The sequence below is a fragment of the Bradyrhizobium erythrophlei genome, assembly GCF_042430365.1.
GTDB classification, from domain to species: Bacteria; Pseudomonadota; Alphaproteobacteria; order Rhizobiales; family Xanthobacteraceae; genus Bradyrhizobium; species Bradyrhizobium erythrophlei.
In genome coordinates this window covers 298,824-312,690 of sequence record NZ_JBHMET010000229.1, presented here as the reverse complement: position 1 = coordinate 312,690, position 13,867 = coordinate 298,824, and the positions used below count along the sequence as shown (strand labels likewise).

The window sequence follows — 13,867 nt, the reverse complement described above, 5'->3', positions numbered from 1 at the left end:
ACACCCGCCGGTTTTGATCCATAGAATTGTCCCCGCTAATACCCTGGACCGGAGCGCACCAAATGGCCGAGGCGCGGGTTGAACGCAGGCTTGCAGCCATCCTCGCAGCCGATGTCGCGGGCTACTCGCGCCTGATGGGCACTGATGAGGTAGGCACCCTGGCGGCCCTGAAAGCGCACCGCCGAGACGTCGTTGATCCCGCCATCGCGGCTTATCACGGCCGCATCGTCAAAACCACCGGTGACGGCATGCTGGTCGAGTTCGCCAGCGCAGTGGACGCCGTGACCTGTGCGGTTGCGCTTCAGGAGAAAATGGCCGAACGAGTGGCCGAAGGAAGCGGACCGCGTATCCAGTTCCGAGTGGGAATAAACGTTGGCGATATCATTATCGACGGGGGCGACATCTTTGGCGATGGCGTCAACGTCGCGGCTCGCGTCGAAAATGAATGCGCGCCAGGCGGCGTTTGCCTGTCGGACGATGCCTATCGGCAAGTGCGCAGCAAGACGGCATTTGCGTTCGATGATCTTGGCGAGAGATTGTTGAAGAATATCGACCGGCCGGTTCGGATTTACGCGGTTCGCTCGGCTGCATACTCCGTCGCTGCAGCTGTCAAGTCCCCTGTCGAGCCTGGCAAGCCGCTGCCGCTGCCAGATAGGCCGTCGATCGCCGTGCTGCCGTTCACGAACATGAGCGGCGACCCAGAGCAGGAATACTTTGCCGATGGCATGGTGGAAGACATCATCACCGCGTTGTCCCGTTTCAAATCGCTGTTCGTGATCGCGCGCAATTCAAGCTTCACCTACAAAGGCAAGTCTGTTGACGTCAAGCAGGTTGGACGGGAGCTGGGCGTCCGCTACGTGCTCGAAGGCAGCGTGCGGAAGGCAGGTGGACGCGTGCGCATAACAGGTCAGTTGATCGATTGCACGACAGGCGCACACCTCTGGGCGGATCGGTTCGAAGGCAGGTTAGAGGATGTTTTCGAGTTGCAAGACGAGGTGGCAACGAGCGTGGTTGGGGAATTGGTGACCGAAATGCAATTTGCGGAAATGGAACGCGTCGCGCGAAAGCCGACTGGAAGCCTAGATGCCTACGATTGCTATCTCAGAGGCCTTTCGCACGAATTAAAATGGAACAAGGATGATGCGAAAGCAGCGTTTGCTTATTTTCTTCAGGCCATCGAACTAGATGAACATTTTGCCCTTGCCCATGCGTGGGCTGGGCTAACGTACAATCTTCGAAAACAGAACCGGTGGATGGAGGATGTAGCGAGAGAGAGTGCAGAGGCCATTCGTCTCGCGCGTCGCGCAATCGAGTTGGGTCACGGAGATGATTTAGCACTGTGCATGGGTGGATTTGTCCTCGCCTATATCGGCGGTGAATTGGACTTTGGCGCGGAGTGCATTAGGCGTGGTCTTTCCATGAATCCTAATCTGGCCATGGGTTGGGAGTTTAGTGGTTATGTACATATTCTCCTTGGCAAGCCTCAGACTGCCCTTGAGCACCTGCATCGAGCGGAGCGGTTGAACCCTCGCTCGCCAAGCATGATCCACGTGCAATTAGCTGTAACGGCGGCTCATTTTTTCGATGGGCAGTACGAGGAAGCAGCATGTTTTGCAGAGGCGATGACTCGCGCCTATCCCACTTTCCTCCCGGCTTGGCGGTATATGGCCGTCAGCAATGCATTGGGTGGCGATCAAACACTTGTTGCTAAGGCAACCGAAAAGGCTTTGGAGCTGGATCCAACTGCAAGTGTATCGGTGTTGGCTTCGGAAATCCCATTGCGTCGGCCAGAGGATCGTGAGCGGTGGAAGGAGGGGCTAATTCGAGCAGGATTTCCGCAATAGACCGAATCTCGCTCGACCCATCCACATTCCGTGCCTTCTCCCATTAGGGCAAGGCCGTTGGCTATGATGATTCCGATCACAAACCTGAAGACGGCCAAGGATCATCGTCCCACCTCGCTCATCGCCCGCGACGACGAGGTGGTCCACTGGACGCTTTGCAGCGGTGCGTCAGTCCGGAAGTGATGCTGTGGACGGCTCCTCCACGGGCACGAGAGTGCCAAGGAGTGGGCGCCGTTTGAGGCTCCCACGATTCGGAGGAGCAGCCTATGCAGTCAATTTCGACGATCGGTCTGGATATCGCGAAGTCGGTCTTCCAAGTGCACGGCGTTGATGCAGCCGGCCAGGTGGTCATCCGCCGGCAGTTGAGGCGCCGGCATGTCCTGGCGTTTTTCCAGAAGCTGCCGCCCTGCCTGGTGGGGATCGAGGCTTGCGCGTCTTCGCACCATTGGGCGCGAGCTGCAGCCCGCGCGTGTCTTGCGGCTCTCGGCAGTCAATTGCGGGCCCTGAAGGCCCAAATCCTGGAGTTCGACCGACGCCTCATCGCCTGGCATCGGTCAAGCGCGACGAGCAAACGGCTGGACGCGATCCCCGGCGTCGGTCCGGCGCTGGCAACGGCGCTGGTCGCGAGCGTTGCCGATGCCAAGGCCTTCCGATCGGGACGGGACTTCTCGGCCTGGGTTGGGCTCGTGCCGAAGCAGAACTCGAGCGGGGGCAAGGACAAGCTTGGCAGTATTAGCAAGCAAGGCGATCGCTATTTGCGCAGCCTGTTCACGGCAGGCGCACTCGCCGTGATCCGCTATGCCAAGATCCATGGCACCCTGCATCGGCCCTGGCTCACCGCGTTGTTGGCGCGGCGACCCACCAAGGTCGCTGCCATCGCGCTCGCCAACAAGCTCGCCAGGATGGCATGGGCGATGATGGCCAGGAACGAACGCTACAAGGAACCCGCCGCTCTCACGGCGTAAAGGAGATCACAGCCGGACACGCCGGTGTGACTGCGCCTATGCCAACCATCAACGGAAACAGGATCGCGAATTGATGATATCGCGTCATCTTTCCACCACAGGAATCCTGTCCCACCACGGCCCCCGATGCGGCGGATCAAGCGTACGTCGGCGTTGGCCGGTATCGCCGGATCACGCCGATGATCACGACGACGAAGAATGCCAGCACAATGCCCTGGACGATGGCGAACGGCAGCTCGGCCGGCGGCACGCTTGGCGCCAGCTTATGCAGCGCCGGCACTTTCAGGAAGGACTGGATCACCAGCACGAATACGTTGAGATAAAGCGAGACCAGCGCGGTTAGCGCGTAGATCCAGCGCCAGGCACCGGCGAGCTTCACGCCGTAAAGCGCAAAGCAGGCGATCGCCAGCAGAACCAGCGAGAGAATGCCGATCATATGGGATGGCAACGGCTTCTCGAACAACAGCGGTGGAATCAGAAACCCTGAAGCGTTGGTCAGGATAGTGAATACAAGGAAGGTCGCAGTGAGGCCCGGCATCCGCTTCGAGCCGAGCATCCCCAACATCACGACCAGACCCGCCACGATTGCAATCAGGCTGATGATCACGTGGACTATCGTGAACGTCGCCAAGCTCATACCCAATATCATGATGCACCCCCGACGAAGAACATCTGCTTCTCCAAGCCGTCGGAGCTCAGTGGCCAGCCGTGATGAAAAACAATGGGGTGGGCGGACTTCGGCCCCCAGTCCTTGTAGAAGATCTGGACGCCATCTTTGGTAGTCACTGTGGTCATAGGATCGCTCCGTTGAGTAGATAAACCTCTGTGTGACGCGGCGAATGGGCCGGTCTTCGGGTCGTCACCCCGAATGGACGCATAGTGTTCCTGAGGGGCGCCACGCGTGTCCGCAGGCTCGGAACAAGAATCCTCGGTCCTGATATCTCGAAACTTCAAGAATCCAGCGACAAGTTCGCTCACGGCTTTCGATGGTTCATCGCGGTTAGACCGAATGCCGGGGGCGCGCCCCCCATCGTTGCGAGTCGAGCAGGACAACGGAGGCATGTGACTAGCCTTGCAGCATCCGGACGGTTTCGTCCGTAGTCCAAAGGCCGTTTGCCATGTATCGAAAGTTGATGAGGGACGCGAGGTAGCCATCTCCCTCGGGCAGTTTGGGTGCAGCCACTGCATCACGGACTACCGCAACCTCGAAACCCAGCTCCAGAAATTCGCGCAGATGGGACTCGACGCACATATTCGCAAGCATCCCCGCGAGAATGATCTGGTCGACGCGCTGCTTGCGGAGCTGGAAAGGCAGATCGTTGACCTGTGGGCCATATAGCTTATGTGGCGAACAGATAATGGTCTTCCCGTCTTCGATATACTTCTTGAATTCCGGCAAGAAGTCCGCGCCCGAATCCCTGAAGCCGTCCGACGTATATGGCCCCTTCCGATCGAATATTCCGATCTGGTGTTGGAAGACTTCAAGTGGGCCCTGTATTTTCCAAGCGTGATCCCAGTGGTAATAATAATGCGGCGAGATTGCGACGACGATTCCATCCGCCTTCGCAGCTCCGAACAGGCGACCGAGATTCGGAACGACGTTGTGCTCGGTCACACTCTCGCCGACAACTGGCCATGCCTTACCTGTCGGGCTCATGAAGTCGATCTGCGGATCGATGACAACCAAGGCCGCCCGGGAGGGGTCTAACTTCATGCTCCCCTTCTGAAGCGCCGGGTTGGTTGGATCGGCATATGCATCCACCGTCGCGGCGTGGGCGGTACCCGCACTTGTTGCCGTGAACGCCGTCGCCGCCGTGACGCCGGCCAGGGCCGTTAGGAATGATCGTCGTTGCGGTCTGCAGCAGTCATCGTCGCGCATGTCTAGTCCCTCAGTTGAGAAGTGTTGCAATAGGCGTCAACCACTAGGCCGCCATGAACGAGAGCAACTCGGCGTTGACGAGGTCAGCATGGGTCGTGCACAGGCCGTGCGGCAGCCTCTCGTAGATCTTGAGAGTGCTGCGCTTCAGCAGCTTCGCCGACAGCGGCGCGGAGTCGGCAACGGGCACGATCTGATCGTCATCACCGTGCACGACGAGCGTAGGCACCGTAATGTTCTTCAGGTCCTCGTTGAAGTCGGTCTCCGAGAACGCTTTGATGCCGTCATAGTGCGCCTTGGCGCTGCCCATCATGCCCTGGCGCCACCAATTCCAGACGACCGCCTGCGATGCCTTGGCGCCCGGGCGGTTGTAGCCGTAGAATGGACCGCTCGCGAAATCGAGATAGAACTGCGGCCTGTTGTCGGCGAGCTGCTTGCGCAAGCCGTCAAACACTTCAATAGGCAAGCCGCCGGGATTGGCTGCTGTCTTCAGCATCAGCGGCGGCACAGCGCCGATCAGGACCAGCTTGGCCACGCGATCCCGGCCGTGACGCGCGACGTAGCGCGTTGCCTCGCCGCCGCCGGTGGAATGGCCGACGTGAATGGCATTGCGAAGATCGAGATGGTCGACGACCGCCGCAACATCGGCTGCGTAGTGATCCATGTCGTGGCCGTCGCTCACCTGGCTGGAGCGGCCGTGACCGCGGCGATCATGGGCGATGACACGATAACCCTTGTCGACGAAGAAGAGCATCTGGTTCTCCCAGTCGTCGGAGCTCAGCGGCCAGCCGTGATGAAAAACAATGGGCTGGGCGGACTTCGGTCCCCAGTCCTTGTAGAAGATCTGGACGCCATCTTTGGTGGTGACTGTGGTCATAGGATCCCTCCGTTGAGTAGAAGAAGTCAAAACCTCTGTTTCTTTGCCGGTCGCCGAAGTGGAGCGAATGGTTAGCGAAACCACGTACATGAACGTGGCCGCGAGTACTTTCCGCCGCGAGGTGTTCGCAAGCCGGCTGACGGAACTGTTCCAGGCCATTGTTCGCATCCGTGTAATTGGCGTGAGCACGACGACTTCTAGCGAACCAGGTGTGCCCCTGCCCCAGAGCAATTGACGCACTTGTAGAGGGATTGCTGTTAACTTGAGCGTCGTCGCCAATTGCTCGGGTTTCGCTTGTCATCGAACGCGTCCCGATGGCGATCAGCACCGGAAGGGAGTTTCACTATGTCGCCTCAATGATGCTGAGCAACGAGGACAGCTGCGCTTCTAGGCGCGACAATTTTGCTGCGTCACCCGCCGAATCCGCCGGCCTCTAGTACGCGATCGCCACCGGCCCCGCTCAATTGCGTTGAGCAGTCCAATAGCCCGAGCATATGGAGCTCCCGGCGCGGCCGTTCCACCTGCCGCGGCCGGTGGTGCCGGCGAGCTTGCCGGAGCCAGAGGCGTATTTGTCATGAACTGTGACTGACGCGTGCACCGCGCCGGATCGTGCCACGTATCCTTTGAATTTCAGCAGATTCGGGTGCGAGACGATGCCGTCGGAAACATTGACGGTGAAATTGTAGGTGGGCTCGCAAGCGCCTCTTCGCGTCACGAAGACGAGGTCCCAGGATCCGTCATAGGCCGATCGCGCCTGTGCGGCCGATGTCAGGGCGATGAAGCAACCGGTTACAATCATCCAGAGCGAAGGCGTTTTCATGGTACTTCTCCGTTTTTGTGAACAATGGCTCCTTTGCGTCGGGCCGCCGTGCGGTCCGGCCGCCGTCGACAGAGATCGCGATACCCGTGACCAGCAGGTCCTCCGTCCCTGGTAATTGGGGCGCGTGCATATGCGCATATCGGTGCAGCCCGATCTTGACGGTGACCAGCACGGGCGCTGCAACCATAAAAAGCAGAGCGACCGCGTTGAACGCCGTGTCGAAGGCGATCACGGTGGACTGACCGATCACCACCCGGTCCAAGAGGCTGATGGCGGCCCGGCCGGCCATCGCGTCCATTCCTCTTGCGGCGAGCACCGCGCCGTGGTGGTCAGCCGCTCGCTGACGGCAGGAACGCCTGATGTGATGTTGGCGCCGAGCACCGTCAAATTGGCGACGACGTTGTGCTCGATCAGCGTCTCGAGGCCGGCCACGCCGATGAGGCCGCCAAGCTGTCTACCCGTATTGAAGAGACCGATGCCGGCGGCGCGGTTGCGTTCGTTGAGGTCGCTGAAGGCGATCAGGTTGATGGAAAGGAACAGGAAGCCAAGGCCGAGGCCGCGCAAGAGGATAGCGGCCATCATGTCATGCGCGCCGCTTTCGCTGGACGAACCGGACAACATCCACATCCCAACCATGATCATCAGGATGCCGAAGGGAACCGTGGCGACCGGAGGAACGCGGCGAACCTGCATGAGGATGGCGGCTGCCAGCAGCGTAGCTATGAAGAACGCGCCGCTTGGCAACAAAAGCAGGCCGGCGTCGGTCGGCCTGAAAGCGAGAACGGATACGGCAAAAGACGGGATCAGGTACGCGCTGCCGAACAGTGCGGCGCCGGCGACAAAACTGACCACGAAGGCGAAACAAAAATCTTCGCACTCGAACAAGGTGAAGTCGAGCAGGCCTTGGCCCTTGGCCAGTATCTGTTGCCCGAGAAATGCCAGCAGCGCGGCTGCGCCGATCACGGTTGGCCAGAGGATGCCGGATTCGGCGAACCAGTCCCATCGGCTGCCCTGGTTAAGGACATAGGTGAAGCAGAAGAGTGCGACTGAGATCAGGGACAGGCCGATCCAGTCAAGCGGGCGGCGCACCTGCGCAACGGGCTTCGGGCTGTCAGCGATCAACAGCAGGCCGGCCGCTGCGAGCGCCACCGGAACAGCGCTGAAGAAAATCCACGTCCACGATCGGCAGTCGATCAACCATCCTTGCAAGGCAGAGGCGATTGTTGCGGGAACGACGACCGATCCCATCGCAAACAAGGCTTGCAGGATCGGTTGGCGGGATCGCGGGTATGCGTGAAAAATGATCGTTTGGCCAGCGACAAGCAGGATGCCACCGGAGAAGCCCTGCATGATGCGGAGCACGATGAGCAGGTCCAGCCAGGCTGTGACGACGGTGATACCGCATGCGGTGCCCATGACCAGCGTTGATACAATGATCAGGCGGCGCGGGTCGATACGATGCATCAGCCAGGGAGCAACCATGAACCCGATCAGCTTCGGAGCGACGTATCCGATGTCCAGCCAGGCGAACTCATCGGGCGTTACATGGGTGTCGCCGATGATGTAACCGCGCCCGAGCGACAGCACGGTGCTAGCGATTGCCTCCGTCAGTGTGGCAAGTACAATGCCCGCGACGAGAATAGCTCCTGATGCTGATCGATCGCGGCTGAGCTTAGCGGCGACGGCGGTGGTCATGAGCCGCTCCCCCGATGGACGTCGACACGCGCCGACAGGCCGGGCACGATGCGGCCGGGCAATGGATTGTAGGCGAAGCGGATCTTCACCGGAACGCGTTGAACGACGCGAACGAAATTCCCTGTTGCATTGTCCGTGGGCAGCATGCTGAAGGCGGACCCGCTGCCGGGCGCAAAACTGTCCACCACACCGACAAGCGCCAGGTCCGGATAGCCGTCGACCTTGATGCGGACCCGCTGACCGGGCCGGATGTGCTCGACCTGGGTCTCCTTGAAATTCGCCACCACCCACACGTCCCTGACCGGAACGATATCGAGCAGGGAGGCGCCAGGCGCGACAAGGCGGCCGATGCGGACCTGGCGATTGCCGATAACGCCGTCGACCGGCGCATGCACGACGGTATTGTCGAGATCGATTTGAGCGAGGTCGCGTGCGGCCTGTGCCTGCGCCACCGCAGCTACAGCAGCTTCGAGCTGTCTGGCGAGGACGGCGACGCGCTGCCTCTGGGCCTCAATCGTTGCCGCCGCCGCGGATACGGCCGCCTCGGCTTTCGACAGCGCCGCGTCGCTTTCATCGACCTGAGCCTGGCTGACGGCATTGGTGCGGATGAGTTCGCGGCGACGGTCGGAGGACTTGCGAGCCAGATTCATCTCGGCCACGCTCGCAAGTCTTTGAGCTTCGGCCTGCCGGATGAGGGCATGCTGAAGCTGGATCTCAGCATCGACATTGGTGAGGCGGGCTTGCGCGGCTTCGACATTGGCTACTGCCTGTGCGAGCCGCGCGCGATAGTCCCGATCGTCGATTCGGAACAGGACGTCACCTGCCTGGACAGTCTGGTTGTCCTGAACCTCCACCGCCGTGACGTAGCCCAAAACCTTCGGAGCGAGCGAGGTCACGTCGCCGCGAACGTAAGCGTTGTCGGTCGACGTCTCGCCGGAATGAGCGTAGGCCCATCCGCAGGCCACGACGGCGACGGAGCCGAGGCACAGCAGCAAGCCAATCATCCTTTTCCTGTTGAGATGCGCCATGACACCCTCTGGCAACGGTTATGACCAGACACCCATGCTCGTTCTCTCGTGGCTATTGCGCAGTCCACCCGCCATCGACGGAGATCGCGGTGCCGGTGATCTGGTCTGCCGCAGCCGAGCACAGGAAGGCGACGGTGCCACCAAGCTGCGCCGGCGAGGCGAAATCCAGCGACGGTTGCTTCTCCGCGAGAAGCTCTTCGGTCGCTTCCTTGTGGCTGATGCCTCTCTCGGCGGCGATGTCGCTGATCTGCTTTTCGACCAGCGGCGTCCGCACCCAACCGGGACAGACCGCATTGCAGGTCACGCCGCTGCCAGCGGTCTCCAGGCCGACCACCTTGGTCAGGCCGACGAGCCCGTGCTTGGCCGCGACGTAGGCCGCCTTGTGAGTGGAAGCGACGAGGCCGTGCGCGGAGGCGATGTTGACGATCCGCCCCCAGCCTTGCTTCTTCATCTGCGGCACCGCGGTCGCGATGCCATGGAACGCCGCCGACAGATTGATGTCGAGGATGGCGTGCCACTTGGCGGGTGGGAATTCTTCCACCGGCGCGGTGAACTGTATGCCGGCGTTGTTCACGAGGATGTCGAGGCGTCCGAACCTCTCGATCGTCGCCTCGATCAAGCCACGTACCGCCTCGCCCTTCGACATGTCGGCGCCGTCATAGGCGACGCGCACGCCGTATTCGCGTTCGATGCCGCTGCGGATTCTCTCGATTTCGCCCGTATCACCAAAACCGTTCAGAACGATGTCGGCACCGAGCTTGGCAAGCTCGTTGGCGATGCCGAGCCCAATACCGCTGGTCGATCCGGTGACGTTGGCTACCTTGCCCTTCAACATGGCAGTTCCTTTCAACGTAGGTGGTCTTGCAGGAAGTTCTCGAAGTTTGAGGCTTGGCCTGTGATTTCAATCGCTCGGAGGACGATCCGCTCGCTTCGGGTTCGTTTCCGACGTGATCAGCACGGGTGGTTCGTCGTACCCGCTTCGGCTGCTGTAGAAGATGAGGGCCATGAGGCCGCACCCGACGATGAGCGAGAAGAGCACGCCGGCAGCCATCGCGACGTAGCCGGCTGTCGAAACCTCAATCCCGTCCGCAAGTGTCCAGCCGAGGTAGGCAACGAAGCCAGTCGCCGCCAGGAGCAAAAGGAGCACGAAGATGATCATCCATGAGCCGGCGCCGAGACGGGCCGGCGCAGATGGCTGATGCGATGGACGAAGGCTGGTTTTGGCTTTCTGCTCAGGAGCATGAGAAAGGGTCGGCATGGCATTCTCCGAATGCTGTTGGCTAAAGCTCAATCGCGGCGGCGGTGGATGTCATGGGTGACGATGCCGACCTCGGGCGCCGGCGGGTCGAGGCGCCGCCCGTCGGCCAGCGTGCGGCGGATGTCTTCCAGCCCGCTTTGCCAATGCGCGCGCATCGCGCTCAGCCCGAACTCGTAATCCCTCGACTGGCCCTCGTGGAGCTTGGTCTGATAGATCAGGTGGATGATGTTGTAGGAGCGATGGCGGGCCAAATCCGCGATGGCGCGGATTTCCGGATCCGCCTTCGCACTTTCCGGCAGCTTGTCGAGCGTCCGCTGCAGCGCCTGGCGCATCTTCTGCATCCGCAGCGCCTGGTCGGTGACGGCGCGCGTGCGGCTTGAATATTGAATGTCCTTCTGGCGGCTCGACACTTCCATCATGTCGTAGGGAACGCGGCCCTTCGCCGACCAGAGATCGATCTGGAATGTCAGGGTGTCGCGCGGTTCGTCGGACAGCACGCGGGAAAGAGGCGTGTTCGAGACCACGCCGCCATCCCAGTAGTGCTCGCCTTCGATTTCGACGGCAGGGAATCCCGGCGGCAGGGCGCCTGAAGCCATGAAGTGCTTCGGTCCCAGCCGGCGTTCGGCGGTGTCGAAATAAGTCAGGTTGCCGGTGCGGACGTTGACCGCGCCGACGGAAACGCGTACGTCGCCCGAATTGAGCCGGTCGAAATCGACGAGCCGCTCCAGGGTCCGGTGCAACGGTGCCGTGTCGTAGAAGCTGGTCGCGAAATCGCCCGAGAACGGCGACCAGAGCGGCGACGGAAGGCGCGGCTTGAAGAAACCCGGCTGGCCCTGGACCAGCGCCCGCATCGCCGCCAGCACGTTGCGGATCGATTTGATGTCGAAGGCAAAGGGCAGGGCATTGGCCAACCCTTCGCCGGCGGGCCACTCTATCGAATATGCACAGATCGTCTCCCAGAACTCGCGCAGCCGGTCCACGCGCTTGTCTTCGGGCGAGCCGGCGATAATCGCGGCGTTGAGCGCGCCGATCGAAATGCCGGCCAGCCAGTTCGGCCGAATGCCGGCTTCGTGCAGGCCCTCATAGACTCCGGCCTGATAGGCACCGAGCGCTCCGCCGCCCTGCAGCACCAGGGCGACGACATCGTATGGCAGTGGCTTGGTTTGCTGAAGCACGGGACTGGTCTGCTCGCGCATCACGTTCAACATTGCCTAACTCCCTGCATGGCGGCTGATCCGATCAACCGGCGTTGGCTTCGATCAGGATTTCGGAACCGGCCCCGCGCCATCGTGCGGCCGTCGCCGGGCACAGATAGTCGTGCACCACCATGCCTAGCCCGAGGGTCAGGTCGGCAACGACATGCTTGGCCGACAGCACCTGCAGCACCGGAAGCTCGGCGACGGGAGCGAGCGCGTGCGAGTAGAGGTCGAGCGCAGCCGGCCCGGTCCACGCCCCTTTCACGGTGATGTCCTCGCAATGGAAGCGCACCAGCTCGCAGATGCGCGCCGTGCCATCGACATGGGGGATGATCTTGAGCAGGAAATTCGGCGCGGCGAGCTTTCTTGCTTCGGCGGCCGCATCGAGGGCGCGGTGCTTGTAGCCCATGGTGCCGGTTGCGATGCGCACCGACCCGTAGTTCAGGGTACCGACCAGCGTGTCGATCTCGACCGCCAGCTTGGGCTGCGCCAGCTTCTTGGGAAAGCCCCACAGCTCGCGCCCGCCGGCGATCGGCGGATGATCGTTGAGGTACATTTGGTGGACGAAGCTGCCGGCCTGGCCCTGGTAGCTCACCGGGATGACCTGGCCGCTTTCGGTGTAGTCGCCGAAGCCCGTCGAGTCGGGCATGCGGATGAACTCGTAGTTCACCACGGGCTCGGTGATCGCGAGCGGCTCCGGCACGATGCGGCGCAGCGCGTCGGGATCGGTCCGGTACTGGATGATGAAGTATTCGCGGTTGACGAAGCGATAGGGGCCGGCGGGAAAGGCCGGGTTTGTCAGCGGCATGGCGAACGCGCTCGTCCGCACGGTCTCGTGTTTCATCGAGGTCGAGCTCCAAAAGAGTTCTGGATGAGTGGACCGCGCTCCGGCGCAGGAAACGCGGCCCGTATCGGATGACGTGCTTACTGCGCGCCCTGGTTCGGCCCTAACCCAACAAGCGGTCAGTAGTCCCAGATGGCCGGTACCCAACGAAAGGCGTCGCCGTCGACCGCCACATGGCCGACGGATGGGAACGGCAGGTGAGTAGCCACCAGCAGGCCGCCGGTCGCCGCCAGCTCCCGCAAAAGACGGACCCGGACGCGGGCCGCCTCCTCGGGGTCGTGTTCGAAGCCGTTGTACCACTCGGGGTGTTCGAACCCGACCTGGAACACGAGGTCCCCGGCGAATGTCAGCCGGTCGCCGCCGGAGGCCACGCGGACCACGCTGTGCCCGGGGGTGTGGCCGCCGGTGCGCGAGGCGACCACCCCCGGCGCCACCTCGCACTCCTCCTCGAACGGCCGCAGATGGCTGCGGTACTCTTTCATAAACCGCTTGGCGGCCGACCGAAGCGCGTCCGGGAACCCCGGCGGCATGGAGACGTGGGAGAAATCGGGCGCCTCCCAGAACTTGACCTCGGCGGCCGCCACGTGAATCCGCAGGTCCGGACGCAGTTGATCCTTCACCCCGTCCACGAGCAGCCCGCCAATGTGGTCCATGTGCATGTGGGTCAGCACCACGTCGGTCACGGATGCGAGATCGATGCCGGCGGCCTCCAGTCGCTTGATCAACTGACCGGCTCGCGGCAAGTGCAAGTCCGGGTCGCACCCTAGCCCAGCGTCGACGAGTATGGTCTGACCGCCGCTACGCACCACGACCACGTTCAGCGCCCAATCGAACGCGTCCGGCGGCAAGAACATCTCGTCCAGCCAGGCCGCCCGGAGGGTCGGGTCGACGTTGTGTGCCAACATTGCGGTTGGCAGCGGTAGCACGCCATCGCTGACCACCAGCACGTCAATCTCGCCGACCCGCAGCGCGTAGCGCGACGGAACCAACTCGTCGGGCCTCGGCCGACCTGGTTGTGAGGTGTGTGAGATTTCTTGGCTCATGTTTGTCTCCTGTTTCACGGTAAAGGCTCCTAGCTGGTCTCGGTTGAGCAGGCCGCGTAGCCAGCGCAGAGCGCGGCCCGTTTCGCGTGAACTTTCTAGAAGAAGCCAGTCACATCAGTCACACGCTCCGGATCGGCCGAGGCCAGCGCGGCGGCACGCTCGGCCCGCGGCGGATAGATCCAGACGGTGTTGATCTCCTGCTTGGTCTTCTTGGCGACGTCGCCGACCATCGCCACCTCGCGCTCCCAGCCGCGCGTGAACAGCGCGCCGGCTTCTCCAAGGTCGAGGCAGGTGACGTAACCCTTCTGGTGGTACGGTTTGGTCGGAACGCCAATCAACTCGGCGGCGGCGTTGTTGCCGGCAAAGGCGCCCATTCGCGTGGCGTGCTGGCACGACATCAGCGCATAGTTGCCGACATTGT

At 61.8% G+C, this 13,867-nt stretch carries 11 protein-coding genes and 3 pseudogenes; 2 read left to right on the top strand and 12 right to left on the bottom strand.

Annotation, left to right across the window (positions count from 1 at the left end):
- Positions 1–62: 62 nt before the first annotated feature.
- Both ACFFWD_RS33955 and ACFFWD_RS33950 read left to right on the top strand, forming a co-directional pair.
- Entirely contained in the window at positions 63–1,844 is a 1,782-nt protein-coding gene (locus tag ACFFWD_RS33955) for an adenylate/guanylate cyclase domain-containing protein (RefSeq protein WP_376972950.1), read from the top strand.
- A 266-nt stretch (positions 1,845–2,110) separates the two neighbouring features.
- The gene (locus ACFFWD_RS33950; RefSeq protein ID WP_376972948.1) at positions 2,111–2,809 is read left to right on the top strand and encodes an IS110 family RNA-guided transposase; all 699 of its coding nucleotides are present in this window, start codon (positions 2,111–2,113) and stop codon (positions 2,807–2,809) included.
- Between the two features lie 136 nt (positions 2,810–2,945).
- Here ACFFWD_RS33950 and ACFFWD_RS33945 read toward each other — a convergent pair whose 3' ends face one another.
- The 12 genes and pseudogenes from ACFFWD_RS33945 to ACFFWD_RS33890 form a co-directional block, all read right to left on the bottom strand.
- Positions 2,946–3,458: a hypothetical protein gene (locus tag ACFFWD_RS33945; RefSeq protein ID WP_376972946.1), complete on the bottom strand. Its 513-nt coding sequence runs from the start codon at positions 3,456–3,458 to the stop codon at positions 2,946–2,948.
- 14 nt (positions 3,459–3,472) lie between these two features.
- Positions 3,473–3,604: pseudogene (locus ACFFWD_RS33940) on the bottom strand (alpha/beta fold hydrolase); the annotation flags it as partial.
- Between the two features lie 271 nt (positions 3,605–3,875).
- A complete protein-coding gene (locus ACFFWD_RS33935; protein WP_376972944.1) occupies positions 3,876–4,688 on the bottom strand; it encodes an isochorismatase family protein in 813 nt (270 codons plus the stop codon).
- Positions 4,689–4,731: 43 nt separating this feature from the next.
- Positions 4,732–5,562, bottom strand: coding sequence for an alpha/beta fold hydrolase (locus tag ACFFWD_RS33930; RefSeq protein WP_376972942.1), 831 nt, complete (start codon positions 5,560–5,562; stop codon positions 4,732–4,734).
- Between the two features lie 737 nt (positions 5,563–6,299).
- Positions 6,300–8,077, bottom strand: a pseudogene (locus ACFFWD_RS33925) (DHA2 family efflux MFS transporter permease subunit).
- Positions 8,074–9,105: an HlyD family secretion protein gene (locus tag ACFFWD_RS33920; RefSeq protein ID WP_376972940.1), complete on the bottom strand. Its 1,032-nt coding sequence runs from the start codon at positions 9,103–9,105 to the stop codon at positions 8,074–8,076. The pseudogene ACFFWD_RS33925 and the gene ACFFWD_RS33920 overlap by 4 nt, the downstream one beginning before the upstream one ends.
- 52 nt (positions 9,106–9,157) lie before the next feature.
- On the bottom strand, positions 9,158–9,940 hold the full coding sequence (locus tag ACFFWD_RS33915) for a 3-hydroxybutyrate dehydrogenase (protein ID WP_376972938.1): 783 nt from the start codon (positions 9,938–9,940) through the stop codon (positions 9,158–9,160).
- Positions 9,941–10,006: 66 nt separating this feature from the next.
- Positions 10,007–10,363, bottom strand: coding sequence for a hypothetical protein (locus tag ACFFWD_RS33910; protein ID WP_376972936.1), 357 nt, complete (start codon positions 10,361–10,363; stop codon positions 10,007–10,009).
- Positions 10,364–10,392: 29 nt separating this feature from the next.
- On the bottom strand, positions 10,393–11,571 hold the full coding sequence (locus tag ACFFWD_RS33905) for a DUF3734 domain-containing protein (protein ID WP_376972934.1): 1,179 nt from the start codon (positions 11,569–11,571) through the stop codon (positions 10,393–10,395).
- Positions 11,572–11,602: 31 nt separating this feature from the next.
- Positions 11,603–12,403 (bottom strand): acetoacetate decarboxylase, encoded by an 801-nt coding sequence (locus ACFFWD_RS33900; RefSeq protein ID WP_376972932.1) that lies wholly within the window; start codon positions 12,401–12,403, stop codon positions 11,603–11,605.
- A 119-nt stretch (positions 12,404–12,522) separates the two neighbouring features.
- The gene (locus ACFFWD_RS33895; RefSeq protein WP_376972930.1) at positions 12,523–13,446 is read right to left on the bottom strand and encodes an MBL fold metallo-hydrolase; all 924 of its coding nucleotides are present in this window, start codon (positions 13,444–13,446) and stop codon (positions 12,523–12,525) included.
- A 95-nt stretch (positions 13,447–13,541) separates the two neighbouring features.
- Positions 13,542–13,867, bottom strand: a pseudogene (locus tag ACFFWD_RS33890) (NAD(P)/FAD-dependent oxidoreductase); the annotation flags it as partial.

Bases quoted from the DNA above. Each gene is read 5' to 3' on its own strand.
- ACFFWD_RS33955 (WP_376972950.1), top strand. From the start codon at position 63: ATGGCCGAGGCGCGGGTTGAACGCAGGCTTGCAGCCATCCTCGCAGCC.
- ACFFWD_RS33950 (WP_376972948.1), top strand. From the start codon at position 2,111: ATGCAGTCAATTTCGACGATCGGTCTGGATATCGCGAAGTCGGTCTTC.
- ACFFWD_RS33945 (WP_376972946.1), bottom strand. From the start codon at position 3,458: ATGATATTGGGTATGAGCTTGGCGACGTTCACGATAGTCCACGTGATC.
- ACFFWD_RS33935 (WP_376972944.1), bottom strand. From the start codon at position 4,688: ATGCGCGACGATGACTGCTGCAGACCGCAACGACGATCATTCCTAACG.
- ACFFWD_RS33930 (WP_376972942.1), bottom strand. From the start codon at position 5,562: ATGACCACAGTCACCACCAAAGATGGCGTCCAGATCTTCTACAAGGAC.
- ACFFWD_RS33920 (WP_376972940.1), bottom strand. From the start codon at position 9,105: ATGGCGCATCTCAACAGGAAAAGGATGATTGGCTTGCTGCTGTGCCTC.
- ACFFWD_RS33915 (WP_376972938.1), bottom strand. From the start codon at position 9,940: ATGTTGAAGGGCAAGGTAGCCAACGTCACCGGATCGACCAGCGGTATT.
- ACFFWD_RS33910 (WP_376972936.1), bottom strand. From the start codon at position 10,363: ATGCCGACCCTTTCTCATGCTCCTGAGCAGAAAGCCAAAACCAGCCTT.
- ACFFWD_RS33905 (WP_376972934.1), bottom strand. From the start codon at position 11,571: ATGTTGAACGTGATGCGCGAGCAGACCAGTCCCGTGCTTCAGCAAACC.
- ACFFWD_RS33900 (WP_376972932.1), bottom strand. From the start codon at position 12,403: ATGAAACACGAGACCGTGCGGACGAGCGCGTTCGCCATGCCGCTGACA.
- ACFFWD_RS33895 (WP_376972930.1), bottom strand. From the start codon at position 13,446: ATGAGCCAAGAAATCTCACACACCTCACAACCAGGTCGGCCGAGGCCC.